At 62.7% G+C, this 26,066-nt stretch carries 23 protein-coding genes and 1 pseudogene; 12 read left to right on the top strand and 12 right to left on the bottom strand.

Translation table 11 applies throughout. The features are described from left to right. Positions 1-102: 102 nt before the first annotated feature. The 6 genes and pseudogenes from HAP40_RS15430 to HAP40_RS15405 form a co-directional block, all read right to left on the bottom strand. Positions 103-480: pseudogene (locus HAP40_RS15430) on the bottom strand (NUDIX hydrolase). A gap of 6 nt (positions 481-486) precedes the next feature. Next, on the bottom strand, positions 487-1,362 hold the full coding sequence (locus tag HAP40_RS15425) for an endonuclease/exonuclease/phosphatase family protein (RefSeq protein ID WP_166817013.1): 876 nt from the start codon (positions 1,360-1,362) through the stop codon (positions 487-489). Beyond that, positions 1,362-2,171 carry a carbohydrate ABC transporter permease gene (locus HAP40_RS15420; RefSeq protein WP_166817014.1) on the bottom strand — a complete coding sequence of 270 codons (810 nt, stop codon included), beginning with the start codon at positions 2,169-2,171 and terminating at the stop codon, positions 1,362-1,364. Before HAP40_RS15420 ends, HAP40_RS15425 begins: the two co-directional genes overlap by 1 nt. Further along, positions 2,168-3,088 carry a carbohydrate ABC transporter permease gene (locus tag HAP40_RS15415; protein WP_166817015.1) on the bottom strand — a complete coding sequence of 307 codons (921 nt, stop codon included), beginning with the start codon at positions 3,086-3,088 and terminating at the stop codon, positions 2,168-2,170. Before HAP40_RS15415 ends, HAP40_RS15420 begins: the two co-directional genes overlap by 4 nt. A gap of 45 nt (positions 3,089-3,133) precedes the next feature. Continuing rightward, the gene (locus HAP40_RS15410; protein ID WP_166817016.1) at positions 3,134-4,411 is read right to left on the bottom strand and encodes an ABC transporter substrate-binding protein; all 1,278 of its coding nucleotides are present in this window, start codon (positions 4,409-4,411) and stop codon (positions 3,134-3,136) included. A gap of 49 nt (positions 4,412-4,460) precedes the next feature. Next, complete coding sequence (locus HAP40_RS15405; RefSeq protein ID WP_166817017.1) at positions 4,461-5,480, bottom strand: ABC transporter ATP-binding protein; 1,020 nt, start codon at positions 5,478-5,480, stop codon at positions 4,461-4,463. Positions 5,481-5,732: 252 nt separating this feature from the next. Between HAP40_RS15405 and HAP40_RS15400 the strand changes: the two genes are divergently transcribed. From HAP40_RS15400 to HAP40_RS15360, 9 genes are all read left to right on the top strand, one after another. Beyond that, the gene (locus HAP40_RS15400) at positions 5,733-6,515 is read left to right on the top strand and encodes a DeoR/GlpR family DNA-binding transcription regulator (protein ID WP_166817018.1); all 783 of its coding nucleotides are present in this window, start codon (positions 5,733-5,735) and stop codon (positions 6,513-6,515) included. 315 nt (positions 6,516-6,830) lie between these two features. Continuing rightward, a complete protein-coding gene (locus HAP40_RS15395; RefSeq protein ID WP_166817019.1) occupies positions 6,831-8,225 on the top strand; it encodes an ABC transporter substrate-binding protein in 1,395 nt (464 codons plus the stop codon). A gap of 3 nt (positions 8,226-8,228) precedes the next feature. Next, entirely contained in the window at positions 8,229-9,164 is a 936-nt protein-coding gene (locus tag HAP40_RS15390) for a carbohydrate ABC transporter permease (protein WP_166817020.1), read from the top strand. Continuing rightward, on the top strand, positions 9,161-10,000 hold the full coding sequence (locus tag HAP40_RS15385; protein ID WP_166817021.1) for a carbohydrate ABC transporter permease: 840 nt from the start codon (positions 9,161-9,163) through the stop codon (positions 9,998-10,000). Before HAP40_RS15390 ends, HAP40_RS15385 begins: the two co-directional genes overlap by 4 nt. After that, positions 9,997-11,049 (top strand): ABC transporter ATP-binding protein, encoded by a 1,053-nt coding sequence (locus HAP40_RS15380; RefSeq protein ID WP_208024771.1) that lies wholly within the window; start codon positions 9,997-9,999, stop codon positions 11,047-11,049. Before HAP40_RS15385 ends, HAP40_RS15380 begins: the two co-directional genes overlap by 4 nt. A 4-nt stretch (positions 11,050-11,053) precedes the next feature. Further along, complete coding sequence (locus HAP40_RS15375; protein WP_166817022.1) at positions 11,054-11,827, top strand: GntR family transcriptional regulator; 774 nt, start codon at positions 11,054-11,056, stop codon at positions 11,825-11,827. Between the two features lie 32 nt (positions 11,828-11,859). Continuing rightward, positions 11,860-13,503: an arylsulfatase gene (locus HAP40_RS15370; protein ID WP_166817023.1), complete on the top strand. Its 1,644-nt coding sequence runs from the start codon at positions 11,860-11,862 to the stop codon at positions 13,501-13,503. 2 nt (positions 13,504-13,505) lie between these two features. Next, a complete protein-coding gene (locus HAP40_RS15365) occupies positions 13,506-14,480 on the top strand; it encodes a formylglycine-generating enzyme family protein (protein WP_208024772.1) in 975 nt (324 codons plus the stop codon). Position 14,481: 1 nt separating this feature from the next. Then, a complete protein-coding gene (locus tag HAP40_RS15360; RefSeq protein ID WP_166817025.1) occupies positions 14,482-16,272 on the top strand; it encodes a chloride channel protein in 1,791 nt (596 codons plus the stop codon). A gap of 5 nt (positions 16,273-16,277) precedes the next feature. Here HAP40_RS15360 and HAP40_RS15355 read toward each other — a convergent pair whose 3' ends face one another. Genes HAP40_RS15355 through HAP40_RS15345 form a run of 3 tightly spaced genes read right to left on the bottom strand, consistent with a single transcriptional unit; the run spans position 16,278 to position 19,751 of the window. Beyond that, the gene (locus HAP40_RS15355; RefSeq protein WP_166817026.1) at positions 16,278-17,000 is read right to left on the bottom strand and encodes a GntR family transcriptional regulator; all 723 of its coding nucleotides are present in this window, start codon (positions 16,998-17,000) and stop codon (positions 16,278-16,280) included. Positions 17,001-17,028: 28 nt separating this feature from the next. Then, positions 17,029-18,624: a GMC family oxidoreductase gene (locus tag HAP40_RS15350; RefSeq protein WP_166817027.1), complete on the bottom strand. Its 1,596-nt coding sequence runs from the start codon at positions 18,622-18,624 to the stop codon at positions 17,029-17,031. Continuing rightward, positions 18,624-19,751, bottom strand: coding sequence for a mandelate racemase/muconate lactonizing enzyme family protein (locus tag HAP40_RS15345; RefSeq protein ID WP_166817028.1), 1,128 nt, complete (start codon positions 19,749-19,751; stop codon positions 18,624-18,626). Before HAP40_RS15345 ends, HAP40_RS15350 begins: the two co-directional genes overlap by 1 nt. A gap of 106 nt (positions 19,752-19,857) precedes the next feature. Between HAP40_RS15345 and HAP40_RS15340 the strand changes: the two genes are divergently transcribed. Genes HAP40_RS15340 through HAP40_RS15330 form a run of 3 tightly spaced genes read left to right on the top strand, consistent with a single transcriptional unit; the run spans position 19,858 to position 22,451 of the window. Further along, entirely contained in the window at positions 19,858-20,628 is a 771-nt protein-coding gene (locus HAP40_RS15340) for an ABC transporter permease (RefSeq protein ID WP_166817029.1), read from the top strand. Then, the gene (locus HAP40_RS15335; RefSeq protein WP_166817030.1) at positions 20,625-21,434 is read left to right on the top strand and encodes an ABC transporter ATP-binding protein; all 810 of its coding nucleotides are present in this window, start codon (positions 20,625-20,627) and stop codon (positions 21,432-21,434) included. The genes HAP40_RS15340 and HAP40_RS15335 overlap by 4 nt, the downstream gene beginning before the upstream one ends. A gap of 21 nt (positions 21,435-21,455) precedes the next feature. Further along, positions 21,456-22,451 carry an ABC transporter substrate-binding protein gene (locus tag HAP40_RS15330; RefSeq protein ID WP_166817031.1) on the top strand — a complete coding sequence of 332 codons (996 nt, stop codon included), beginning with the start codon at positions 21,456-21,458 and terminating at the stop codon, positions 22,449-22,451. 774 nt (positions 22,452-23,225) lie between these two features. Here HAP40_RS15330 and HAP40_RS15325 read toward each other — a convergent pair. The 3 genes from HAP40_RS15325 to HAP40_RS15315 all read right to left on the bottom strand — a co-directional run bounded on the left by HAP40_RS15325 (position 23,226) and on the right by HAP40_RS15315 (position 25,778). After that, positions 23,226-23,861, bottom strand: coding sequence for a response regulator (locus HAP40_RS15325; RefSeq protein WP_166817032.1), 636 nt, complete (start codon positions 23,859-23,861; stop codon positions 23,226-23,228). A gap of 161 nt (positions 23,862-24,022) precedes the next feature. Beyond that, entirely contained in the window at positions 24,023-24,652 is a 630-nt protein-coding gene (locus HAP40_RS15320) for a response regulator (RefSeq protein ID WP_166819489.1), read from the bottom strand. Positions 24,653-24,743: 91 nt separating this feature from the next. Continuing rightward, positions 24,744-25,778, bottom strand: a complete 1,035-nt coding sequence (locus HAP40_RS15315; protein WP_246741092.1) for an ATP-binding protein — start codon at positions 25,776-25,778, stop codon at positions 24,744-24,746. Between the last annotated feature and the right edge of the window lie 288 nt (positions 25,779-26,066).

Below are 26,066 nucleotides of genomic sequence, written 5' to 3'. Positions count from 1 at the left end.
GAGGACTACCCCATCGGGACGCGAATTTGGTCCCCTACCCCCACTAGGAGCACGCGGCGGGGCCTGCAATGGCCGAGGTGCAGCCGCCTGGGCCGATCCTTGTCACCCGACCGGAAACAGTTTGTCGCAAATGTAGCGCGATGTCGGAGTAAGCCTTAGCCCTTGCGGCTTGCGCCACGCGGCCTTGTCGAGTTCCCGTTTGTCGCCGATCTTCAACGGGCCGGACACCCGCTTCGTCAGGAAGATCGCGTCATCCTCTTGCGGGATTGCTGGTTCCTGCCTTTGACCTCCTCCCACAGCTTGACCGATCCAAGCTTGAGCTTGGGCAACCTCTCGCCGATTTCGCGGAACAAGCATTTCCTTTCGCCTTCACCGGCATACCTTGCGGCCACCTGGAAACATCCAGAGCTTGTCTCGCCGTCGCCGAACCAGAAACACTCGTCCCTTCTTCGCCACAACGAGTTTTGAGGATTTCGCCATGCCCGTTCAGCCACTGTCCGGTCGGGTCCGCTGGACCTGCATGTTATCCGCCAGTTCGATCCAAACCGGCTGATGGTCAGAAGCATCGGTCTGACCGTTGACATCAATCTTGCTAAGACGACCGGCCAGATCTTCCGTCGCGAAAATGAAGTCGCGGCAATCGGGTCCCGCGGTCCATTGAACGTGGTCGTACAGCCCGCAGGTGGGCGACCTCTGCCCGCCCCCACGAACGACCGACCAGGCGTCACGGTAATTGAGCCCAGACCGGCTCGACCGATCGATCATTGCGTGCTGAGGCTCGGTCACGTCGAAATTGAAGTCGCCGCACATCAAGCTCGACGCCGCGACCGTCTGGCTCTCATAGGGCTCGTCGGGCGCTCCGGTCGGCGCCTTCGGACTGGTCGATGCATCCTCTTGCAACTCCAGCAAACGCACGATCTGAGCTTCGCGCTGAGCGACCGAATGATACTCGAGATGCGTGTTGACGATGCGCACCGGGCCGAAAGCCGCCTCGACCGTCACCTCCAGCGCATGGCGCCGCATGCTGCGTCCCGTGCCGGCGCGCGGCCAGGGCAGAATGTGATTGCTGATCTGAACGACCGGCAGGCGCGACAGAGTCATGTTGCCGAAGCGATGCAGCCCGCCTGTCCGGTCGACGGTTTCGATCGCCGGCCGGAAGACCGGCATGTAGCCCGGCAGCAGCGCAGCGAGCTTGGCGCTCTGATCGCTCCCCCCATCATGCCTGGAGAAGCTGGTACTCACCTCCTGGAAACAGAAGACATCCGCGTCGCACGTCTCCCTGGCGATCCTGACGATTCGTGCGAGATCGGTCACGCCGTCGCAGCCCTTGCCGCATTGAATGTTCCAGGTCAGGAGCCGCATCAACGAATACCTGCGCGCATGAAGGATTGAACGAACTGCCGTTGGAACAGCAGAAACGCGATCAGCAGCGGCGCCATGGTCATTACCGTTGCCGCTGTGATGACCGACCAGTCCACCCCGGTCTCGGGCGCGCCGAACACCGCAAGGCCCACGGTGAGTGGCCTCGCCTCCACCGAATTGGTGACGATCAGCGGCCAGAGGAAATTGTTCCAGTGATAACTGACAGAGACGAGGCCGAACGCCACATAAGTCGGCCGCGCCAGCGGCACATAGACCCGCCAGAGAATCCCGAGCGGCCCTGCCCCTTCGACGCGCGCGGCCTCGACCAGTTCCTGCGGTACGCTCTTGAAGGTTTGTCTCAGAAGAAAAATGCCGAAGGCGCTGGCAAGATAAGGCAGCGCGATCGCAGGGATCGTGTCCAATAGCCCGAGCTTGGCGACTGCGCGGTAATTCTCGACGATCAGCACGTCGGGCATGATCATCAACTGCAGCAGCACCAGTGCAAAGGCGATAGCGCTGCCCCGGAATTTGAAGCGCGCAAAAGCGTAAGCCGCGAGCGTCGACAGGATGAGCTGTCCGACCAGGACCAGCGTCACCAGAACGATCGTGTTGAGATAGTAGCGGGCGAACGGCGCCTGCTTCCAGGCCCGCTCGAAGTTCTCCAGAGTCCAGGGCGCCGAGAGGCTGAACGACGTCGCATAGGCCGCCGGATGCAACGCGCTCCAGAAAGCATAGGCCAGCGGCGCGAGCCAGACCAACGCCAGCAGCCACGCAGCGATCGCTTCGACGGGGTGCGTCCGCCCTCTCATTGGTAGTGGATCCTGCGATCGAGATAGCCGAACTTGACCAGCGCCACCGCGCTCAGCAGCAACAGCAGCACCACCGTCAGCGTTGCCGCATAGGACGAATCCTGAAACGTGAAGGCGACCTCATAGATGTAATAGAGCAGCAGCGTACTGGCGTTGTTCGGGCCGCCCTTGGTCATGATGACAAGGTGGTCGACGAGCTTGAACGAGTTGATAACAGCGTTGATCGCCACGAACAGCGTGGTCGGCATCAATAGCGGGAAGGTGATCCGGCGGAACGTGTACCAGCGGCTCGCGCCTTCGATCGAGGCGGCCTCCTCGAGATCCGGCGAGAGCTGCTGGAGCGCGGCAAGATAGAAGATCATGAAGAATCCGGCCTCCTTCCAGATCACCATCACGATCAGACAGCCCATCACCGTGGAGGGATCGCCGAGCCAATTCCAGCCACCAAGACCGAACAATCCACGCAGCTGATCGAGCAGGCCGTAATCCGGCGTATAAAAGAACAGCCAGATGTTGGCAACCGCGATCATCGGCAGCACGGTCGGCGTGAAGTAGGCGAGGCGCAGAAAGCCGCGGCCGCGCATGTTGCGATTGACCCAGATCGCCATGATCAGCGCGAGTGCGATCGAGGTCGGGATGGTGCCGAGCGCGAACCAGAAATTGTTGATCAGCGCTTTCCAGAAGATCGGATCGGCCGCCATGGCCTGGTAGCTGTCGGGGCCGACGAAGATCTCGGTGCCGTTGCGCTTCGTGATGAACAGCGAATGCCGGATCGTCGCGAGGATCGGATAATGCGTGAAGGCAATGAGCAACACCGCCGCCGGCAACAGCAACAGCCACGCATTCACGGCATTCCACCAAGCCTGCGACGGCTCGCGGCGTTCGGGAATTGGCGATGCGGCGGTGGCGTCGGTCATGCTGAGATCGCGGGATGGCGGCGAACCGCCATCCCGCAGCGCTCCTTACTTGGCAGCGCGCAGCACGCGGTCGGACTGCGCCTGCGCGGCGGCCAGCGCCTCTTGCGGTTTCTGAGACCCGGTGACCGCGGCCTGCACCGCGTCATTGACGAACTTGTAGATCCGGCCGTTCTCGTGAACCGAGAGCTCCGGCACCGCGTGCTCAAGCTGATCGCGAGCGACGGTCGCCTGCGGGAAACCCTTGGCGTACTCTTCCATCGCCTTGGTCTTGTAAGCGGCCGGCGACACGGCGACATAGCCGGTCTTCATGCTCCATTCTGCCGCGCGCTCCGGCGCCGTCATCCATTGGATGAACTTGACGGCGGCCTTCTGCTGCTCGGGTGATGCGCTCTTGAAGATGTAGAAGCTGCCGCCGCCGGTCGGCGAGCCCCTCCGCTCCTTTGCCGGGAGCATGGCCACGCCGAACGGGAATTTCGCGGCGTCCTTGACGGCCGTGAGATTGCCGGTCGTGTGCCACATCATCGCGGTCTTGCCTTCGAGGAAGTCGGTGCGCAGCGTGGCCCAGTCGATGCTGCCCGCAGGCATCACATTGTGCTTGCGGGACAGATCGACCCAATAGTCGAGCGCGGCAACCGTCTTCGGTGCGCTCAGGTGGACCTCTGTGCCGGCCTCGTTCATCATCTTCTGGCCGTTTTCGATGGCGAGCGCCTGCAGCATCCAGTAGCCATAACCGGTCGTGGGGATCTCCACACCCCAGCGTGTCGTGTTGCCGGAGCCGTCCTTCTTGATCAGCTTCTTCGACATCTCGGTCATTTCGTCCCATGACGCCGGCGCCTTCTCCGGATCGAGACCGGCGTCCTTGAAGGCATCCTTGTTCCAGTACAGCACGATGGTCGAGCGCTGGAACGGAATGCTCCAGGTCTTGCCGTCGATCTGACCGTTGGCCATGAACGCCGGATAGAATTCCTTGAACCAGGCCTTGTCGCTGACGAGGTCGTCGAACGGAACGATGGCGTTCTCGTCCATCAGCGTGAACACGTCGGTCGACAGCAACACCGACAGCTGCGGCGGCTGGCCGCCCTTCATGGCGGTCATCGCCTTGGTCATCGTATCGGTGTAATTGCCGGCATAAACCGCCGTCACCTTGATGTCGGAGTTTTCCTTCTCGAAGCGCGCGACCATATCGTCAACGATCTTGGTGACGGGACCTCCCACCGCGACCGGATAATACATGGTCAAATCCACCGCAGCCGCCGGATAAGCCGCGCCAAGCGACAGGGCAGTGAACGCCGCGGCCATCAACAGTGTTCTTCGAGCAAACATTTTGGTCTCTCCTTCGTTGTCTTGTCCGACCGCTTTGGCGCAGCACCTCTCATCGAGCGGATGCGGCCAACCGGTCTTCGTTCGCGATGTCGTCGAGCCTGACTTCCGATTTCGAATCGAAACGATGCTCATGCGCGGCATTCCAGGCGATCCTGACATCCTCGCCCGGCTGCACCTTGCTGAACCCCTCCAGCCGCACGGAGATCGGCTGCCCATCGATCTCGCAGAGAACGATGCTGTCGGCGCCGAGATGCTCCACAGCCTTGACGCGTGCGGCATGGTCGCCGCCGGCGCCGATCTGGACGTGCTCCGGCCGCACGCCGATGAGGTGATCGCCCTGGCGGACGAGATTCATAGGCGGCGTGCCGATGAACCGCGCGGTAAAAGCCGTTGCGGGGCGGTTATAGAGTTCTTCCGGCGTGCCGTTCTGCTCGATCTTGCCGTCGCGCATCAGCACGACACGGTCGGCCATCGTCATGGCCTCCGTCTGATCGTGTGTCACATAGACCATCGTCATGCCGAGGCGCTGCTGCAGCGCCCGGATCTCGGTTCGCATCTCGTGACGCAGCTTGGCGTCGAGATTGGAGAGCGGCTCGTCCATCAGGCAGACGCGAGCTTCCGCGATGATCGCCCGCCCTAGCGCGACACGCTGGCGCTGACCGCCTGACAATTGTGACGGCTTGCGTTCAAGAAGATGACTGAGACCGACGATATCGGCGACGCGCTTGAGCCGCGCATCGCGATCAGCCCGCGAAACCCGCCGCACACGCAGACCGAACACAATGTTCTCGGCCACGCTCAAATGCGGAAACAACGCGTAGGACTGGAAGACCATCGAAATTTTCCGCTGCGCAGGCGTAAGATGGGTGACATCGGCGCCGCCAATGCTGATCGTGCCAGCATCGGCCTCTTCGAGCCCGGCGATCAGGCGGAGTGTGGTGGACTTGCCGCATCCGGACGGCCCCAGCAGGACCAGCAGCGAACCTTCGTCCGCCGTCAGGCTGACGTCGTCGACGGCGCGCATCGCGCCCCAGAACTTCGAGACGTGGCTCAGCGTGATCGCCGACATGGCCGGTTCGCTCTCGATTGCGGTGAAGCGTGCAAGGTATCGACGCGCAAACGCGTTGCATCCTGCTCGCGCCGAGCAGCGCAAGGTCGGTCACGACACGCAGACCGATCCATCCGTGTCTCTCCCCCATGACTACGCAATATTCATCGGCGTAGCGGTTATTGTGTTCATATGAACATAGTATGACAGCATATGAAATAGAAATTTGCCCCGCAGATGTTCGAATGATACTTTAGGTGGTACGGAGAGCCCATGCTCAGCACGCCCACCGAACGTCAGGCCAACATTCTCGAGATTGTGCGCGGCGAAGGTTTCGCCTCGATCGAGCAACTTGCGACGCGGTTCGACGTCACGCAGCAAACCATCCGCCGCGTCGTCAATGCGCTCTGCGATCAGGGATTGCTGCGCCGGATCCATGGGGGCGTCAGCCTGCCCGTCCAGAACCAGAACCTCGCCTATGGCAGCAGGCAGGGACTGAACGCCGACGCCAAGCAGCGCATTGCGCGCGCGACCGCACGGTTCATTCCTGACGGAGCGTCACTGATGATCGGGCTCGGCACCACGCCCGAATATGTGGCGCAGGCGCTATCTCATCGTCAGGATCTTCGTATCATCACCAACAGCTTGAATGTTGCGGCCGCGTTCGCGCAGAATCCCGACGTGGAGATTTCGATCGCGGGCGGCACACTCCGACCGCTCGACCGGGATATCGTCGGCGAAGCGGCCGCACGCTTCTTTTCGGGATTTCGCGCCGATTTTGGCATCTTCGGCGTCGGTGGCGTTGACCAGGATGGCACGCTGCTGGATTTCCACGCCGCTGAAGTTCAGGCTAGGCAATCAATCGTCGCCAATTCGCGCACCGCGGTGCTGGTCGCCGACACCACGAAGTTCGGCCGCAACGCGACCGTGCGAGGCGGGCATCTCGACGACTGTCACCATCTGTTCACTGACGGTCCGTTACCGGCAGCGTTTGCGACCATCGCCGCGAAGTATAGCGACCGCATCCGCGCGACAAATGATGCCCGCCCGGACTAGGTCCGCTCAGCTTCGACATAGCCTGCAGGGCCGTGCCTGAACTTAGACAGTTCATGGCGGATCATCGTGGTATCGGATCCAACCACCTCCCTGCTCACCTGGCTGCTTCAGATCTCGACCATGTTTCAGGGCGGGCTTCGGGATGCCGCCTCCGTGGTCTCGATCTCGCGCGCTGGGATTCCAGGTGCCGCGGGCCGCACAAGCAACCTCCATCACCTACCGTGCAATCAAATCCACGGCGATTGACTTGTTATAACATTTGAGCAAATGTCCTAACCAACCGGAGCCTAAAATCCGGATTTTCGGGAGGACAGCATGACGTCATTCAAGCCGACGCGACGAACGCTACTCAAAACCGGAACCGCGGCTGCGGCTCTGGCGACGTTTGGGCCTGGCATCCTGCGGCACGCGTCCGCACAGGACGCCGACCTCGCGCCCTACAAATCCGCGCAGATCGACTGGCAACAGGTCTCAGGCGAGACCATCACGGTCGCCGTGATCCCGGCGAGCTATTTCGAAAACCTCATCACGCTGGCGCCGCAGTTCAAGGCGCTCACCGGCATCGATGTCCGCTTCGAAAAAATTCCGCCGGCGCAGATCCGCCAGAAGAGCGTCATCGACCTGACCTCGAAGACCGGCACCTACGCAACCCACGCAGCGGACCCGATGTATTACGCGCTCTACGCCGCGAATAAATGGGTCGAGCCGCTTGACACCTATCTGAACGACAAGGCGCTGACCGATCAGGCCTGGTTCAAGCTCGACGACATCATTCCGGCCTGGCGCAGCGCCAACGGCATCGACGGCAAGCTCTACGGCATGCCCTACGACGGCGAAGTCACCATTCAGGTCTATCGCAAGGATCTCTACGACGCGAAGGGCCTGAAGCCGGCCGACACGCTCGAAGCCTATATGGCGAACGCCTCGGCGTTGAACACGCCGAACGATCGCGTCTGGGGTGCAGCGCTGCGCGGTGTCGCCGGTGCCGGCCAGAATATGTACATCTATCCGTCGATTTTCCGCGAGTTCGGCGGCGACTGGATGAAGGGCGGCAAGCTCACCGTCAACGGGCCCGAGGCAGGGGCGGCGCTCGCCTGGTACGTCGATATCATGAAGAAGTACGCGCCGACCGCCGCGGCCAATTGGAACTGGCCGGATATCGCCGACGCCTTCTCGCAAGGCACTGTCGCCAGCTACATCGATGCTCATTCGTCGGCCTCGGTCATCAACAACCCAGAAAAGTCCAAGGTGATCGGCAAAGTCGCCTATGCGCGTTGGCCAAAGGGACCCTCGGGCAAACGCACCACCTCGATCTGGAACTGGGGCTTTCCGATCAATTCCGCGCTGCCGGAGAAGAAGCGGAAGGCCACTTGGCTGTTCATTCAGTGGGCCGCGAGCGCCGAGACCCAGGCGCGCACTGCGCATCGTTTTGCCGGTCCCACCAAGCGCTCCGGCGTCAACCGCACCTCGGTCTGGAAGGATCCCGACTACATCAAGCTGATGAGCGGCTTTGGCGACAATTTCGTCGAGGCCACGATGGGCGCTCTTCAGGACGATACCGATGTCGACTGGCGTCCCCGCGTGCCGCAATGGCCGGCGATCGGCGACACCATGGCGACTGCGATCCAGTCGGCCCTCTCCGGCCAGGCCACGATCAAGGCGGCCCTCGACGATGCGCAGCGCCGCATCGAGCCGATGATGCGCGGCTGAGCCATGACGACGACAGCGGTGACATCGGCCGAGATTACGAGCGAGGCACCTCGCAGCGATTTCGGCCGCGTATTGGCGCAACGTGAGCGCCGGTTTGCGGCAGCCCTACTCGCACCGGCGTTCCTCGCGCTGCTCGCTACGACGACGTTCCCGCTGCTCTTCCTGGTCTATACCAGCGCGTTCCGGATGGATCTGGCGATGCCGTTCACCAACGGCTTCGTCGGATTCGAGAACTACCAGGTACTGCTCTCCGACGAGCGGTTCTGGACCTCGCTGCTGGTGAGCCTGATCTATACCGGCTCGACGGTCGTGCTTCAGGTCGTGATCGGGTTGGCGCTGGCGCTGCTCGTCATGGACATGAAGCGTGGCCAGGGCTGGTTCAGGGTCATCGCCATCCTGCCCGTCGTACTGTCGCCGGCGGTCGTCGGCATGATCTGGCGCACCTTCATGCTGGCGCCGGAATTCGGCATCGTCGACTTCCTTGCGATCAATGCAGGGCTGGGCAGCAAGAACTGGCTCGGTGATCCCACGCTCGCAATGGTCTCGGTGATCGCGATCCACACCTGGCAGTGGACGCCATTCGCGTTCATGGTGCTGCTGGCTTCGCTGGCCTCCCTGCCCGAAGACATCTACGAAGCCGCGCGGCTCGACCGTGCCTCCGCCTGGCAGCGCTTCCGCCGTATCACCCTGCCCTTGCTGCGCCCCGCGATCGTGATGGTCGTCATCATGAGGACCATGGTGGCGCTGACCGCATTCGCGGCGATCTTCACCGTCACCGCGGGCGGCCCCGGCACCGCGACTGAGATCCTCAATCTCTATGCCTATCGGAAATCCTTCACCGAGCTGTCGATTGGCTACGGCTCGGCGCTCGCGGTCGCGCTGCTGATCGTGACCATCATCATCTCCGGGATCCTGTTTGCGATGCGGAGGGCGAAATGACCGCCAAGCGCCTTCGCGTCTTCGCGCTGCTTGCGATCTCCATGGTCTTCCTGCTGGCCTGGGCGTTCCCGATCATCTGGAGCGTGCTGAATTCGCTCAAGACTGATTCCGATGTGCTGGCCTATCCGCCCAAATTGGTGTTCACGCCGACGTGGGAAGCCTATCGCGACGTGCTGTTCGGCTCGGGATCGATCCTGCCGAACCTCCTTTCCAGCGTCATCATCTCGGTCGGCACCACCATCGTCACCATGCTGATGGCTGTGCCGGCCGCCTATGCGCTCGCGCGCTTACGCTTTCGCGGCAAGAAATTCGCGGGCTTCTATGTGTTGGCGACGCAGATGCTGCCGCCGGTCGGCATCATCATTCCCTACTTCCTGGTGCTGCGGAACATCGGCTGGATCGACACCTATCAGGGCATCATTCTGATCTATCTGTCGTTCTCCCTGCCCTTCGCGATCTGGCTGCTGGTCTCCTATTTCGAGGATATTCCCTTCGAGATGGAGGAGGCTGCCTATCTCGACGGTGCGAGCCGGCTGAAAACGCTGTGGCGCATCATCATTCCGCAGGTCCGTGGCGGCATCGCCGTGACCGTCGTGTTCGTGTTCCTCAATGCGTGGAACGAATTCCTGTTCGCCGTCGTGCTAAGCGGCAACACGGTGCGTCCGGTCACGGTCGCCATGTTCAATTTTGTCTCCGTCGAGCAGACGCTGTGGGCCAAGCTCGCTGCGGTCTCGGTCCTTGCTATGCTGCCCGTCGTCGTGCTCGGCGTGGTCGCCCAGAAGCATATCGTGAAGGGCCTGACGGTCGGCGCAGTCAAGGGCGGAGGGCGCCGATGAGCGGCAGGGGTCAGGTCAGTTTTCGTAACATCGTCAAGATGCACGGCGAGTTCGCCGCACTCAAGGGCGTCAATTTCGACATCAAGCCGGGCGAGTTCTTCGCCCTGCTCGGACCATCGGGTTCGGGCAAGAGCACGACGCTGCGCATCCTCGCCGGCTTGGATGCGCCGACCGCCGGTCGCGTGCTGATCGACGACAAGGACGTCACCTCGACCGACGCGCGTGACCGCGACATCGCCATGGTGTTCCAGAGCTACGCGCTCTACCCGCACATGACGGTGGCCGAGAACATTGCCTTTCCGCTGGAGATGGCGAAGCTGCCGAAGTCCGAGATCGCGCCCGCCGTGAAGGACGCCGCGCGCAAGGTGAAGATCGATCATCTGCTCGACCGCAAGCCGGGTCAACTCTCGGGCGGCCAGCAGCAGCGCTGCGCGCTGGCCCGCGCCATCGTGCGCAAGGCGCGCCTGTTCCTGCTCGACGAACCGCTGTCGAACCTCGACGCGAAGCTGCGGCTGGAGACCCGCGCCGAGTTAAAGAAGCTGCAGCGCTCGCTGGGCGTCACCGCCGTCTACGTCACGCACGATCAGGAGGAGGCCATGACTCTCGCCGATCGCATGGCGGTCTTCATGTCCGGCGAGATCCAGCAGGTCGGCACGCCCGCAGAGGTGTTTGCCAGACCGAATTCGATCGATATTGCCGGCTTCATCGGCAATCCTCCGATGAACCTCGTTCCCGCCCGCTACGTGGACGGCGACGTTATCATTGCGGGCCATCGTCTGAAGACGACGGCCACGACCGCGGGTGAGCGCGATGTCGTGGTTGGCCTTCGCCCCGGGGCCCTGCGGATGACGGAAGGCGGACTTGGTGCGCGCGTCGATCTGATCGAGGACCTCGGCGATACCGCCGTGCTCGATCTCGACTGCGCCGGCACTTTGATCCGAATGCGCGTCGCCGACGGCAACATTCCCGGCGAAGGCGACACGATCTCGATCACGGCCCGTCCGCAAGACATTCATCTGTTCGACCCAGCGACACGCATGCGGCTCTGACACCATGGCTGTTCAAACGCGAAAGAAGAAACCTGCACCGCTCGGTAGCGATGTGACCGTGGAGGGCCCGACGCCCCTGCACAGCCAGATCCGCGAATCCATTCGCAGCCAGGTGCGCGACGGCAAGCTGATCGATGCGACCGGCCGCCTGATGACCGAAGCCGAACTCGGCCGTCATTTTGGCGTCAGCCGCATCACCATCCGCAACGCCATCGCGCCCCTGGTCAACGAGGGCATGTTCGACCGCTCACGCGGCCGCGGCACCTTCCTGCGCTCTAACCAGCCTGAAAACTGGGTCGGCCACCTCATGGGGTTCTCGGAAACGATCCGCGATGCCGGCTACCAGGCCGGCGCGAAGATCCTGCAGCAAGGCATGACCAACCGGCACGACGCCGCGGTCCGCGAGCAGCTGCGCGAGCGTGCCGTCTGGCAGCTCAGGCGGCTGCGGCTCGCCGACGACACGCCGATCGCGATCGAGCACGCCTTCTATCCACCGGATATCGGTCTCGAGCTCGAGAAGCGCGACCTGATCTCGATCATCATGTACCGCGTGTTCGAGGATGAGTTCGGCCTCGCCATCAAGGACGCGCAGCAGACCATCAGCGCTGATCTCGCCGACGCCAGCAGCGCAAAGCTGCTCGGCGTGAAAGTCGGCTCCCCCCTGCTTTCTATTGAGCGCGTCACATTCGGCAAGGACGGGCGAGCGCTGGAGCTTCTACGCGCCGTCTATCTGCCGAAATATTTCCGCCTCAGCATCAGCCTGACGCGCCGCCACTAAAACTGCCACACGTCAATCACGAGGACAAAAACATGCCGAATGGCGCAAAGACTCCCGATAGCCCCAACATCCTGCTTATCCTCAACGATGACATGGGCTTTTCGGACATCGGCTGTTACGGCGGCGAGATCCAGACGCCGAACCTGGACCGCCTCGCGGCCAACGGCTTGCGCTATTCGCAGTTCTACAACACCGCACGCTGCAGCCCCTCGCGCGCCTCGCTGCTCACCGGCCTGCACCCGCACCAGACCGGCATCGGCATCCTCACCTACAGCAACGGCCCGGAAGGCTATGCCGGCAACCTCAACAAGAGCTGCGTGACGATCGCCGAAGCCCTGAAGAGCAAGAACTACACGTCCTACCTCAGCGGCAAGTGGCATGTCGCAAGCAGCCTGACTGAACCGACCGACGCGTGGCCGATGCAGCGCGGCTTCGACCATTTCTACGGCACCATCATCGGCGCCGGCAGCTTCTATCACCCGAACACGCTGACGCGCGGCAACGACAATATCGAGCACGAGGCCGTCAAGGATCCCTCGTTCTTTTATACGGATGCGATCAGCGACCAGGCCGCGGCCTTCATCCGCCAGCACAAGGCCGAAAAGCCCAACGCGCCGTTCTTCCAGTATGTCGCCTATACCGCGCCACACTGGCCGCTCCACGCGCATGACGAGGATATCGCAAAGTATAAAGGCCGCTTCGATGCCGGCTGGGACAAGCTGCGCGAGGAGCGGCTCAAGCGGCTCGTCGACGACGGCATCATCCATCCGAACTGGCGCCTGACCGATCGCGATCCGACCCAGCCGCCGTGGACCGACGCAGAGCAACGCGAATGGACGCTGCGCTGCATGGAGGTCTATGCGGCCCAGATCGACCGCATGGACCAAGGCATCGGCCGCATCCTGAAGGCGCTGGAAGAAACCGGCCAGATGGACAACACGCTGATCATCTTCCTGTCCGACAACGGCGCCTGCGCCGAGGACATTCCGGAAGGCGTCACCGCGAAAGAGCTGGTGGACCAGCTCATGATCGCACAGGCGAAGACGCGCGACGGCAAGCCGGTACGCTTCGGCAACGACCCGACCCTGATGCCCGGCGCCGAGGACACCTACCAGAGCTACGGCACGGCCTGGGCCAATCTCTCCAACACACCGTTCCGGCTCTACAAGCACTGGATCCACGAAGGCGGCATCGCGACGCCGTTCATCGTGCACTGGCCGCGCGGCATCTCCGAGCGAGGCGGCCTGCGGCACAATCCGAGCCAGCTCACCGACGTGATGGCGACCATCCTCGACGTCAGCGGCGCCACCTATCCCAAGGAATACAACGGCAACGCCATCCTGCCCTGCGAGGGAGAGAGCCTGGTGCCGTCCTTCGCATCGGCCTACGGCAATCGCGGCCCGCTGTTCTGGGAGCACGAGGGCAATGCGGCCGTGCGCGTCGGCAAGTGGAAGCTGGTGCGGAAATATCCCGGCCCGTGGGAGCTCTACGACATGGAGACGGACCGCACCGAGATGAACGATCTGGCCGCGCAACACCCGGACCGCGTCAAGGAGATGACGGCGCAGTATCAGCAATGGGCCAATCGTTGCGGCGTGATCCCGCGCGAGAAGATTCTCGAGCTGATGAAGGCGGAAGGCGGGACGGCCTTCTGGGAGGAAGAGAAGCAGAAATAGGCATGGCTGGGGATCGCTCACATTGCTGCACCCCGAGCGCCGCCGGCGAGGAGCCGGCGACGTCCGGCGATGCGCAAGCAGCGATCCCTCCCAGTCCAGCGGCGATCCCGCGCCGCTGGAGTTCACTGATCGGCGGTACTTTCAACATGGGATCTGTCGACAGGGGCTTTGTTGAAGATGGCGAGGGCCCGGTGCGGCCGGTCACGTTGTCGCCCTTTGCCATCGCGTGTCACACCGTAAGCAACCTGCAGTTCGGCGACTTCGTCCGCGCGACCGGCTACACGACCGAGGCCGAACGCTACGGCTGGAGTTTTGTCTTCGAGGGCTTGCTGCCTGAGGAGACGCACGCCGCGCGTACGACACGCGTTCAGGAAACGCCATGGTGGGTCCCGGTGCTGCGTGCCTATTGGGCGCAGCCGGAGGGACCGGCGAGCAGCATCCTCGACCGCCTCGATCACCCCGTCGTCCACGTCTCCTGGAACGACGCTAAGACTTACTGCGAATGGTCCGGCACGCGGCTGCCGACCGAAGCCGAATGGGAGATGGCCGCGCGCGGCGGACTGGACCAGGCTACCTATCCCTGGGGCAATGAGTTGCAGCCCGGCGGCGAGCATCGCTGCAATATCTGGCAGGGCAACTTTCCCGCCCGCAATACCGTAGATGATGGCTATTTCGGCACGGCGCCGGTTCACAGTTTCGTGCCCAACGGATATGGCCTGCACAATGTCGCCGGAAATGTCTGGGAATGGTGCGAGGACTACTTTTCGCCGAGCTATCACCGTCTCACGCCATCACGAGACCCCTTGAACCGCGAGCCCGGAACCAATCGATCGATGCGTGGCGGATCCTTCCTCTGCCACGAGTCCTACTGCAATCGCTACCGCGTCGCGGCGCGAAGCTCCAACACGCCCGACTCCTCATCGAGCAATATCGGCTTCCGCGTCGTGCGCACCGAGCCGCTGCGGGATCCGGCATAGGATGGAGCCGGTACCACATCCCGCGAAGCCGGTCGTGGCTTCCGGCATCCGCTTGCTGCCGTTGTTCCTGCGGAATTTCGTGCGCAGTCGCGAGACCGGCCTCGTGCTGGTCGCCATCGTCGTCGGACTGCTCAGTGGCGTGCTCGTTGCCGCGATCTCGGGCCTCAGCCAGGTCTCTCACGCGCTGCTGTTCGACATTCCCTTCGACGCACATCTCAGCGCCACCGGTGTGATCTCCTGGCAACGTACGCTGTTCATCCCGATGCTCGGCGGCCTGGTGCTTGCACTGATCGGGCTGTATTTCACCCGGCGCGTGAAGGGACAGCAACTCGCCGACGCGATCGAGGCCAATGCGCTCTATGGCGGCCGGGTCTCCTTTCGCGGCAGCTTGCTGATCTCGATCCAGACCCTGCTGTCGAACGGGTTCGGCGGATCGGTCGGGCTGGAGGCCGGCTATACCCAGATCTGCTCGATGTTCGGCTCTCATGTCGGCCAACGGCTCGCCGCCCGCCGTAACGACATGCGGCTCCTGGTGGCCTGTGGCGCCGCAGGAGCAATCAGCGCCGCGTTTTCCGCGCCGCTGGCCGGCGCCTTCTACGCCTTCGAGGTCGTACTCGGTGCCTATACGTCCGCCGGTCTCGTGCCGGTGATCGCCAGCGCCGTCACCGCGTGGCTCGTCGCGCGGCAATTGACGCATCAGTCATTCCTGATGGTGCCCGGATTCCCCTCACCGGTTTCGGTCGAGATGATCGGGCAGACCGTGTTGATCGGCATTATCTGCGCCTTCGTCAGCATCCTCGTCATGCTCGCGGTCGCATTCTCCGAGCGATGCTTTCAGCGCGTCACGGTGTTCAAGGGCTTCCTGCGGCCCATCCTCGGCGGCTTCCTCCTCGGCGGTCTTGCCCTGCTGACGCCGACCGTACTCGGCGCCGGTCATGGCGCCATGCAGATCCTGCTGGTCAGCAATCCCACCTGGCTCCTGCTCACAACCACGATCGTGTTCAAGATCCTGGCCTCCGCCATCTCGCTCGGCTCCGGCTTTCGCGGCGGCCTGTTCTTCGCCTCCCTTTTGCTCGGCGCGCTGATCGGGCAGCTCTACAGCATCGTGCTGACGGGCCCTTTTCCCGCGCTCGCGCTTCAGCCCGGAACCGCAGCCATTGCGGCGCTTGCCGCGCTCGGGACCGGCGTCCTCGGAGCGCCGTTCAGCATGGTCTGTCTCGCGCTAGAAATCACCGGCGATTTCTCCGTCACCGTTGGAGCTGTGGTCGCATCGTCGGTCTGCGCGCTGATCGTTCGCGAGCTGTTCGGCTACAGCTTTGCGACATGGCGCTTTCATCTGCGCGGCGAGGCGATCCGCGGTCCGCAGGACATCGGCTGGGTCCGGCAGATGAGCGCGGCATCTCTGATGCGCGCCGACTTCGAGAATGCGCTGACGACGATGCCGATCGGAGAGGCGCAAAGGCAGTTCTCGCCGGCGCTGGTCCGCCAGATCGTATTACGCGATCCCAACGGAATCTATGCGGGCATCGTGCCCGCCGCCACGCTGCATTCGGTGGCCAACCAAGATAACGAGCTACTCAGATCCCTGGCGCAGCAACAGGACGAATACTTGCTCCCGACCACGCCGGTTCGCGAGATCCTGAAGGCCTTTGAACGCAGTGAGGCCGACGTGCTCGCAGTTGTCGACGGCACCGACCATCGCGCCACCATTGGCACTTTGAGCGAAGCCCATGTCCTGCGGACTTACGGGGAGGAACTGGAGCGTCGGAACCAGGAACTGTTTTCGCGTTGATGCGGCTAGGGCCGCAGATCCATGTCGATCCGCACGAAGTCGCCGCGATAGGTGACTTCGCCGAGGTAGATCACGGTGCGGTCCGCGGTCGTGAAGATGCGGCGGACTTCGGCGACCGGCGAATTCAGCGGCACGCGCAGCAGCCGCGCCGCCTCGATATCCGCGGTGCCGATCGTCAGGGTCTGGCGCGCGCTGGTGATTGCGGGATCCCTGAGATCGTTGAGGATCGGGATCACGGTCTCATTGCGGAAGCGCTTGGGCGACCTGCGAAAGATCTTCTCGTCGAGATAGATCGAAATGACGCAGTAAGGCTGCTTCTGTCGGGAATGCAGCCGACGCATGAAGACGTATTTTTCGGCCGGCTTGCCGTCCCCGGGAAGCAGCGGGGCATTGCTGCGGCTTTCCGATATGTTGATGATCTCGGGCGAGGTGTCGCGATACATGTCTGCGAGATCGGACAGCGTGGTCTCGACCTTGAGCCAGCGATCCTGCCGCACGGTCCCCGTGACGAAGGTGCCGCGGCCCTGCTGAGCCTCGATCACGCCGTCGCGGGCGAGCAGCTCTACCGCCTGCCTGATCGTGACGCGCGACACGCCGAACTCGGCCGCCAGCTCCTCGTTGGCCGGCAGGCGGAATCCCTGAGTCCAGACGCCGCGCGCGATACGCTGCCGGAAGATGTCGGCAATCTGCGCGTATTTGGGGACGTGACTGTCGGAACTCAATTCCATCTCGTCCTCCGGAATTCAGGTCGCGCGATCAAGCCATGACCAGCGCCGCACCGCGTTCGCCGATCATCAGGCTGGTCGCATTCGTGTTGGCCGAGGTGATCTGCGGCATCACCGAGGCATCGATCACACGCAGCCGCTCGACCCCGCGCACACGCAGCTGCGGATCGAGCACGGCCTGCGCGTCCCTGCCCATGCGACAGGTCCCGACACAGTGAAATACCGTGCCTCCCGTGTTGCGCGCAAAGTCCCACAGCCCGGCATCATCCCGGCCCGCCTCGCCCGGCACCATCTCGACATCCCAGAGCGAGCGAAACGCCTTCTGCTGATAGATCTCGCGCAGAATCTTCAGGCCCGCAACAATGGTTTTGCGGTCGATCTCCTCGGCAAAATAATTCGGCACGATCCGCGGCTGCTCGAACGGATCGGTCGAGCTGATCGCGAGCCGTCCGCGCGACTTTCCGTGGCATTGCCAGACCGAAGCGGTGAAACCGGAATAGCTGTGCAAAGGCTCGCCAGGCTTGTCGACCGAGAGCGGCATCACGTTGAACTGCACGTCCGGCCGCCCGCCGACGGCATATTCGGTGCAGGCCGCGCCACCGACCTGCCCTGCGCCGACCGTCAACGGGCCGCTGCCCGCCAGCATCCACTGCAGCCCCATCTTTGCGAGCTCGACGGGATTGCGGACCTGGTCGTTGAGCGAAATTCGGTCCTTGAGCCGGACGATCAGCCGGGCCTGATAATGGTCCTGGAGATTGGCGCCGACGTCAGGAGACTCGGCAATGACAGGAATGCCGAGCTTGCGCAGCAGGTCCGCCGGACCGACGCCGGAGAGCTGGAGGATTTGCGGCGACTGCAGCGCGCCGCCGGACAGGATGATCTCACGATCGGCCGTCGAACTGTGCACCTGCCCCTTGCTGATCCACTCGACGCCGGTCGCGACGCGACCGTTGAAAACGATCCTGCTGACCTGCGCATGGGTGATGATGGTGAGGTTCGGACGATCGGCGACGGGACGCAGAAACGCGGAGGCCGCACTGGTCCGCCAGTGCCGCCCGATGCCGAGCTGGTAGGTGCCGACGCCCAGCGTCGTGGCGCCGTTGAAGTCGGGATTGCGCGGCAGGCCGAACTCTACACCCGCCTCGACCCAGGCCTTCGATGCCGAATTGTCGTTGCGGAGATCAGAGACCTCGAACTCCCCAAGCCCGCCGTGAAACTGGCTTTCGCCGCCGCGGTAGCGTTCGTAGCGCCGAAAATAGGGCAGGAGTTCGCGATAGCTCCAGCCATCGGCGCCGAGGCACTCCCAATCGTCAAAGTCCTCATGCTGACCGCGGATGAAGATCAGCCCGTTGATCGACGAGGAGCCGCCGAGCACGCGGCCACGCGGCCAGACGATAGCACGTCCGCCGCTCCCTTCCGAGGGCTCAGTCCTGAACAGGCGCGAGAAGCGTTCGTTGTAGATGGTCCGGTAATAGCCGACCGGAAGTTTCAGCCAGAAATTCCGGTCCGATCCGCCAGCCTCCAGCAACAGCACGCGGCAAGACGGATCAGCCGACAACCGATTCGCAACGACGCAGCCGGCCGAGCCAGCGCCGACGATGATGTAGTCGTAGCCGCGTGCTGGCATCAGCTCGTCCGGTATTTTTCGATGGAGGCAAGATCGGGCATGATGCCGAGGCCCGCTTCGTCGCCGAGCTCGATCATGCCGTCGCGGACATCGAGCACGGGACCGCAGAACCGGTCGCGCAGCGGGTTTTCGTTGCAGTCGACTTCGAGCAGTCCGTCGCCGCCGACGCCGGAGAGAAGATGCGCGGATGCCAGAAGCCCGATGCCGGCACCGAGATAGTGCGGGCAGAACATCTTCCCCGACGTCAGGATGTCGCGGGCAATGCCCGCGCACGCCGACAGCCCGCCCCATTTGGCGATGTCGGGCTGGACGACACCGAGCGCCGGCTCGCGCAGTACCTCGGCAAAGTCGGCGTCGCTCACGATGTTCTCACCGGCTGCGAGCGGAAAGTGGATGGCTTCGCGCAATTGCGTCCACTCACGGCGGGGGCGATCGGCGCGGATCGGCTCCTCAAGCCAGGCAAGACCGAAGCGTTCGAGCTGCGGCGCAAGCTCCAGCGCCTGCTCAATGGCCCAACCCTGGTTGACATCGGCGGCAAGCAGGCCTTCGCCCACGAGACGGCGCAGCGCTGCGAGATTGGCGCGGTCGTCTGCCGGATCGAAGCCGATCTTCAGCTTCAACGCGCGATAGCCGCGGCCGAGGGCCGCTTCGGCCGTCCGCTCGGAGCCGACCGGATTGATGCCACTAGCGTAGACCTTGATCTTCCGCTTCGCCCCACCGAGCAGCCGCCACAGTGCGAGGTTCTGGCGGCGGGCGTGGAGATCCCAGACGGCGAGATCGATGCCTGCGATCGACTGCGCAAACGGGCCGGCTTCGCCTGATTGCAGCGCGAGCACCGAGGTTCCCTGCGTCAGATGCTCGAATGCGGCAGACGGCTCGGGCACGGTGAATCCGACGAGAGCCGGCGCAAGCACCTCGTTGACGAGCCGGACACGGTGTTCTGCACCTGGTGCTGGAAAATTGCACCACACCTCGCCCCAGCCGGTGTTCCCGTCGGCGTCTTCGACGCGGACGAAGACGGCGGGCCGGTCCTTCATCCGCCCGAAGGACGTGATGACCGGCGTCGTCAGCGGGTAGCGATAGCCAAAGGCCTGAACGCTTCGGAGGGTGAAGGGCGACGGTGTCATGCGGGAGAGCCTGCGACGCCTACGACCAAAGGCGCCACTTGTATGGTCCTCCTATTTATAATATGACCACTGAAAACATCAACTGCAATCTGGGTGGACGCGTCGAATGAACGGAGCTGGCTTGAGACGCCTTGGTCTCGGATTGCTGCCGTGGCTCGGTGCGATCCTGCTCTGGTACTGCGTACGCTGGAGCGGCTTCGTCAACGTCTCACTGATCCCCGCGCCACACCAGGTCGCCACGAAATTCTTCGAGCTTCTCACCAAAGAAGGCCTGCTGATCGACATCTTCGCCTCGACCCGGCGTGTCTTTCTCGGCGTCTCGCTCGGCATCCTCGTCGCCGTCCCGGTCGGCTTCCTGCTCGGCTGGTATCGCCCGGCCCGCACCTTCGCTGATCCCATGATCAACTTCTTCCGCGCGCTGCCGCCGATCGCGCTGATCCCGCTGGTGATCGTCTATTTCGGCGTCGACGAGGTCGCCAAGCTCGTCATCCTGTTCTACGCCTCGTTCTTCTCCGGCGTGATCGTGATGTATGAGGGCGTGTCGCAGATCACGCCGCTCTATATCCGCGTGGCGCAGACGCTGGGAGCCAATCAGGCGGAGATTTTCCGCAAGGTCATTATTCCCCTCACCGTCCCGCATATCCTCACCGCGCTGCGGGTCGCATTGGGCGTGGCCTGGGCAACGCTGGTGGCGTCCGAGCTGATCGCGGCCCAGCGCGGACTCGGCGCCATGATTCAGAACGCTTCGACCTACTTCCTCCTCGACGTCATCTATGTCGGCATCATCTGCATCGGTCTGATCGCGCTGATCATGGACATGATCTTGCGCAGGATCACGGCGCGGCTATTGGTCTGGCAGGATCGGGCCGTCGCATGACTAGGCGTGCACAGTTCGAAAACGTTTCGTTATCCTTCGATACGGCGAAGGGACGCCTCAACGTCGTTGAGAACGTCAGCTACGATATCAACGACGGCGATTTCATAGCGGTGATCGGCCCGTCCGGCTGCGGTAAGACGACGATGATGAGCATGCTCGCCGGCTTCCAGAAGCCGACGACCGGTAATGTGCTGTTCGACGGACGTCCCGTCGCCGGCCCCGGCCCCGAGCGCGGCGTCATCTTCCAAGAATATGGCGTGTTCCCCTGGTTGACGGTGAAGCAGAACATCGCCTTCGGCCTGACGCTCAACGCCAACCATGTGCCGACCGCCGAGCGCGATGCCATCTGCGACCACTATCTCGGCCTGATGGGGCTATCGGACTTCGCCAACTCCTATCCGAAGCATCTGTCCGGCGGCATGCGTCAGCGGCTCGCGATCGCGCGCGCCTATGCCGTGAAGCCACAGTTCCTGCTGATGGACGAACCGTTCGGCGCGCTCGATGCTCAGACCCGCTCCAACATGCAGAACCTGCTGCTCAAAGTGCTTGCGACCGAGGGCAAGACGGTGATGCTGATCACCCACTCCGTGGAAGAGGCGATCTACCTCGCCTCCCGCATCGTAGTGGTAACGGCGCGACCGGCGCGCATCAGGGAAATCATCGACGTACCGTTCCCCTATCCGCGCGATGAATCGATACAGGAGCGGCCCGAATTCAGCGAACTGCGCAGCTACATCAAGCAGCTCGTGATGGACGAGTACCGCGCCCAGCAGGCGCAGGTGCGTCCAGTCTCTTTCTCGGAATAACAAGCAAACGGAGGACACATCATGGATCGGCGGCAATTTCTGACCACGACGGCGGGCCTTGCGCTCGGCACCTTCACGGCCTCAGCACCAGCGATCGCCCAAGCGAAAACAAAAGTTCGCGTCGGCTACCTTCACACCGTCGCCGTCGACGGCCAGATCTGGACCGGCATGGATCGCGGCTCCTTCGAAAAGCAGGGCCTCGATCTCGAATTGCGACAGTTCAACACCGGCCTGGAGATCTTTCAGGCGCTGATCGGCGGCAGCCTTGATGTGCTGGCAACCGGTGCGGTCCTTTCGAACTTCCCAGCCCGCGGCCAGGGCAAGGTGTTCCTCATCAACGATATCGAGGTGGCGACCGCTCAGCTCTGGGTGCGCGGTGATCAGGGCATCAAGTCATTCGCGGACCTCAAGGGCAAGCGCATCGCGACCGCGACGGGCACGACCGCGCACGTCTTCCTTGATACGGCACTGCGCGCCAACAAAGTCGATCCCAAGGAGGTTGAGCTCGTCAACCAGACCATGCCGGCAGCTGTGACCGCCTTCATTTCCGGCGCCGTCCCTGCCGTCGCGCTCTGGGTGCCCTTCAACGTCACGGTCCGCGACAAGGTGCCAGGCGCGACCATGCTCGCCGATGCGTCAGCCTACTATCCGAAGGCGGCCATCATCGGCGGCTGGGCCGCCGCCAATGACTATTATGAGCCCAACAAAGAGACTTTGGCCAAGCTGATCCGCGGCTGGGCGGATGCCAATGACTATATCGTCGCGAACAGCGCTGAAGCGATGGAGAAGCTGCAGAAAGGCCACTACAGCCAGACGCCGCTGTCGGACATCAACGAGTCGTTCAAGGCGCAGAAGATGTTCACGTCCAAGGACTGGAAACGGATGTACTCGGACGGGACGGTCACCAACTGGCTGCAGCAGTCGACAGACTTCTTCATGGCCAACGCCGGCATCAAGGACTTCACGCCGGCTTCGAAATACTTTGATCCAAGCCTTTATCTCAAGACGATCGCTTAGCTCGACTGCGACCAACCACAAGGGCGAAAAGATCGACGGTAGCTGACGCAGAAAGGCCGGCTTGAATTGTCGAACTGGGCCTATCTGCGTTGCGCTGCTACCCAATCATCCAAATGCTAGCCGGAAGTTGCCAGTTCTGCGCTTGATAAGTCGCGGCACTTTCGGGCTACTCTTGGACACCAAATTGCTTTGGAAAACGACGCCCACACTTGCTGTCGGTGGACTTTTCTTGATCTCTCGGTGCACACGCCGCGCACACGCCGCCCTCTAACCCATTGAGAATTCTGAACTCTCGCTCCAATCCATCATGGGGGCCACGGAAAAGCGATATTTCGGCGATTTCAATATGTTACTTGATCCTCTTTGAACTCGCCCCGTTATACTATTTCCGCAAGAATAGCATAGCCGCCCTCTGCGAGGGACCGTGATCGGGCGCGCCGTCACCGTGGCGGTGCCGCACACGTAGGTTTCTGCGCAATGGCGCTCACGGCGCGAAATGCGCCCAGGCTCCTTGCGCCGATCTCAGCAAGGATCGGGGGTTGCGGGACGGGATTTTAACTTGCGGTTAGGTTTGTGAGGTCTGCCGGACGCAAAGCGCAGACCTGCAGCGCCCCATGACGCTCGGCCCGGCGGCGGCCGCGCTCACTACGGCCTCAGCTGTTCTGTGGCGGTTTTCCCATCAGCCCGCGCCCGATGACGCACAGCTTCGTCTCCTCGCCCTTGCCTTTGCCCTTGCGAGATTTCAAGTGCCAACTCCAGTTCAGCCCGCACACTTCAAGGCGCGACCAGTTTCTTGCGAATGGCATAGCGGACCAACTCGGCAGTGGAGGACATTCCAAGCTTGCGCATGGCCGAGGCGCGATGGGTCTCGACCGTCTTCACACTCAGCTTCAAGATGGCGCTGATGGACCGGTTGGTGTGGCCCTCGGCGATCAGCTGAACCACACTCTGCTCACGCGACGTCAGCAATATGTCCGGCTTGTTCTGCTTGTTGACCCGGTAGTCATGGAGCAGCCTCTCCAACAGCACGCTCGTGAAATAGGGCCTGCCGTCGAGCAGGGCCTCGATCGCAGAAATGAGATGCTTCCGCGCGTCCGACTTGAACAGGAAGCCGCGGACGCCCGCCAGAATGGCTTCCGTCAACAGTTCCTCGTTCTCGTGCATGGTCAGGATCAGGACCTCGGTGCGCAGATGCAGTGCCTTGAGGCGGCGACTGACCTCCAGCCCGTTCATAATGGGCATGGAATAGTCGACGATCACGATGTCCGGCCTGGTTTCCAGGGTCAATGCGACGGCCTGCTCGCCATTGCTCGCTTCCCCGCTGACGGTCCAGTTGGGGCGCGTTTCGACGATCGCACGAAGCCCGGAACGTACGACTTCATGATCATCCGCAATCACGATGCGTTTCACGGCGTCGTTTCCCGTACGCCGGCCACCGCGCCTTCAGGCGATCGGCGCAGGTGAGCGGCAGCAAAGTCGAACGATCATACTGATCGCGGCCCGAGGGGTTATCCCACAAAACCCTGAGACATCCCGGCGAATGTACTGACGTGTCCGCAACCACGCCGCGGTCAGGCATCGACCAGCTTCGCCCGGACCGCGTACCGGACCAGCCCGGCGGTGGACTTCACGTCGAGCTTGCGCATCGCGGCCGCCCGATGTGCCTCGGTCGTCTTCACGCTGAGGTTCAGGATGGCGCTGATGCCCTTGTTGCTGTAGCCCTCCGCGACCAGCCTGACGACGAGTTGCTCGCGCGGCGTCAATTCGTGCTGTCCATCCCGCTCGCTGCCCGGTCCCTGGTCCAGATCGTTCCGGCAGCTTCGGGGGCAGAACGGCCTGTGCAGCAGAAGCGACTCGACCGCGGCCAGCAGCAGCTTGTTCGCGTCCGACTTCAGCAGAAACGCGCGTGCACCGGCCTCGAACGCCTGCTGGGCGAGGAGACTCGAATCGTGGACCGTGAAGATCAGCACCTCGGTCTGGAGCGGATAATCCCGGATGCGCCGTGCGACCTCTACGCCCGTCATTCGCGGCATGGAAAAATCGACGATGGCGACATGAGGCCGGCTCTGGATTGCAGCGGCCACCGCCTTGCCACCGTCATTGGCCTCGGCCACCACCTCCCAATCCGCCCGTTGCTCAAGCACGGCGCGCAAGCCCGATCGCACCGCTTCGTGATCATCCGCGACAAGAAACCGCTTCATGGCAGAGCACTCCGTTGACACGGCGGCTAGGAGTTGGAGCGCCTGAAGCTGATCAGACATTTTCGCTCGCCGCCGGTGGGCAGTGTTTTTCCTATCTTGTGTCTGCGCGGGCCCCCGTGATTGTTGCGGTCCAGCGACGGTTGCGGCCGTTCGCACCGAGCCCATGCGGGAACACGGCACACAGCACCGTGCCGGAATGCCGCGCCCGGGAATCGGACCGGATATCGAGCGTGCCCCCGATCTCCTGGAGCCTAGCCTTCATCGCGGGAATTCCGACGCCGATCGATATCACCTTCGCGCCGGGCCGCGCGGGGTCGACCGAGAAGCCGCACCCATTGTCCGTGATCGTCAGCCGAAAATGGTCATTGGCTGCGTCCATATCGATTCTCACCTTCGTCGCTTTCGCATGGCGGAATATGTTCGTGAGCGCTTCCTGGATCACCCGCAGCAAGGTACGCTGCGTCTCGCTGGGTAACCGGTCGATCTGGGGCATGATGTTGGTCGTGACCCGCAGCGATGTACGCACCGCGAATCCCGCGGCGTAATTTTCGATCGTGGCCTTCAGGCCATCGACCGTCGGATTCTGCGGGTGCAGCAGATAGGCAAACGCACGGATCTCCCTGAGCGCTTCGTCAATCGACGCATCTATCTCATCGCAAAGCCGCTCGGCAGCGGCCGGGTCGCTCAGGCTGCTCCGGATTCGCATGAGGCTTAGGCTTGCGGCAATCAAATGCTGACAGGTCGAATCATGGAGATCGGACGCAATCCGCTGCTGGATGTCTTCTTGAATGGAGATGAGGCTGACGCCCATATGAGCGTCGTCGGCGACATTCTCGAAAGTGCTGCCCTTGCACACGGCACGATGGCAGCCAATCAGCCGGATTACGCGACCCGCAGCCGGATCGACGACTGGAACGACGATCGTCTCCATATTTCGACGCGCGCTCCCCAATGCAAGTCGATGGCGAATTCTGAGCTCAGCGCCTTCCGCGAGACACGCCCGAAGGGCTTCGCAGACGGATTCAGCATCCTCTTGGCTCATGCAGTCGGGGACGTCCCTCTGCTGGATCTCGTCGGAAGAGATGCCAAGAACAGACTCGAACGCCGGATTGATCCCCTCGTACACGAAGCGACCTCCGTATGAAGGGCGTACCGCGAAGAGCAGATCCGTCGAAAACATCCAGTAGAGCCGGTCGCTCGCCTCTTCCGAAGCAATTCGAGGCCACCGGCTGACGCCGGCTCGGTTCGACTCACAGGCGGGGGAGTTATGAAGCTTCACGGTACGCTCACTCTTCTCCGGCGACTCCAGACATTGAAGCTCAACATCGGAACTCTCCTCCCTGCCCGCCAGCGAGGCATCATCACCGGATCAGAAAACCCACGCCCCTAGGCTCGGAGGATTATACACCGCCAG

The sequence above is a fragment of the Bradyrhizobium sp. 1(2017) genome (assembly GCF_011602485.2).
GTDB lineage: Bacteria > Pseudomonadota > Alphaproteobacteria > Rhizobiales > Xanthobacteraceae > Bradyrhizobium.
The sequence above is the reverse complement of the archived record's forward strand: the minus strand, read 5'-3'. Positions and strand labels throughout refer to the sequence as shown.

Excerpts from the sequence above, each read along its gene's own strand:
- HAP40_RS15345 (WP_166817028.1), bottom strand. The coding sequence starts at position 19,751 with ATGACACCGTCGCCCTTCACCCTCCGAAGCGTTCAGGCCTTTGGCTAT.
- HAP40_RS15365 (WP_208024772.1), top strand. The coding sequence starts at position 13,506 with ATGGCTGGGGATCGCTCACATTGCTGCACCCCGAGCGCCGCCGGCGAG.
- HAP40_RS15335 (WP_166817030.1), top strand. The coding sequence starts at position 20,625 with ATGACTAGGCGTGCACAGTTCGAAAACGTTTCGTTATCCTTCGATACG.
- HAP40_RS15350 (WP_166817027.1), bottom strand. The coding sequence starts at position 18,624 with ATGCCAGCACGCGGCTACGACTACATCATCGTCGGCGCTGGCTCGGCC.
- HAP40_RS15340 (WP_166817029.1), top strand. The coding sequence starts at position 19,858 with ATGAACGGAGCTGGCTTGAGACGCCTTGGTCTCGGATTGCTGCCGTGG.
- HAP40_RS15330 (WP_166817031.1), top strand. The coding sequence starts at position 21,456 with ATGGATCGGCGGCAATTTCTGACCACGACGGCGGGCCTTGCGCTCGGC.
- HAP40_RS15405 (WP_166817017.1), bottom strand. The coding sequence starts at position 5,480 with ATGTCGGCGATCACGCTGAGCCACGTCTCGAAGTTCTGGGGCGCGATG.
- HAP40_RS15395 (WP_166817019.1), top strand. The coding sequence starts at position 6,831 with ATGACGTCATTCAAGCCGACGCGACGAACGCTACTCAAAACCGGAACC.
- HAP40_RS15400 (WP_166817018.1), top strand. The coding sequence starts at position 5,733 with ATGCTCAGCACGCCCACCGAACGTCAGGCCAACATTCTCGAGATTGTG.
- HAP40_RS15385 (WP_166817021.1), top strand. The coding sequence starts at position 9,161 with ATGACCGCCAAGCGCCTTCGCGTCTTCGCGCTGCTTGCGATCTCCATG.
- HAP40_RS15320 (WP_166819489.1), bottom strand. The coding sequence starts at position 24,652 with ATGAAGCGGTTTCTTGTCGCGGATGATCACGAAGCGGTGCGATCGGGC.
- HAP40_RS15375 (WP_166817022.1), top strand. The coding sequence starts at position 11,054 with ATGGCTGTTCAAACGCGAAAGAAGAAACCTGCACCGCTCGGTAGCGAT.
- HAP40_RS15415 (WP_166817015.1), bottom strand. The coding sequence starts at position 3,088 with ATGACCGACGCCACCGCCGCATCGCCAATTCCCGAACGCCGCGAGCCG.
- HAP40_RS15420 (WP_166817014.1), bottom strand. The coding sequence starts at position 2,171 with ATGAGAGGGCGGACGCACCCCGTCGAAGCGATCGCTGCGTGGCTGCTG.
- HAP40_RS15355 (WP_166817026.1), bottom strand. The coding sequence starts at position 17,000 with ATGGAATTGAGTTCCGACAGTCACGTCCCCAAATACGCGCAGATTGCC.
- HAP40_RS15390 (WP_166817020.1), top strand. The coding sequence starts at position 8,229 with ATGACGACGACAGCGGTGACATCGGCCGAGATTACGAGCGAGGCACCT.
- HAP40_RS15425 (WP_166817013.1), bottom strand. The coding sequence starts at position 1,362 with ATGCGGCTCCTGACCTGGAACATTCAATGCGGCAAGGGCTGCGACGGC.
- HAP40_RS15410 (WP_166817016.1), bottom strand. The coding sequence starts at position 4,411 with ATGTTTGCTCGAAGAACACTGTTGATGGCCGCGGCGTTCACTGCCCTG.
- HAP40_RS15360 (WP_166817025.1), top strand. The coding sequence starts at position 14,482 with ATGGAGCCGGTACCACATCCCGCGAAGCCGGTCGTGGCTTCCGGCATC.
- HAP40_RS15370 (WP_166817023.1), top strand. The coding sequence starts at position 11,860 with ATGCCGAATGGCGCAAAGACTCCCGATAGCCCCAACATCCTGCTTATC.
- HAP40_RS15380 (WP_208024771.1), top strand. The coding sequence starts at position 9,997 with ATGAGCGGCAGGGGTCAGGTCAGTTTTCGTAACATCGTCAAGATGCAC.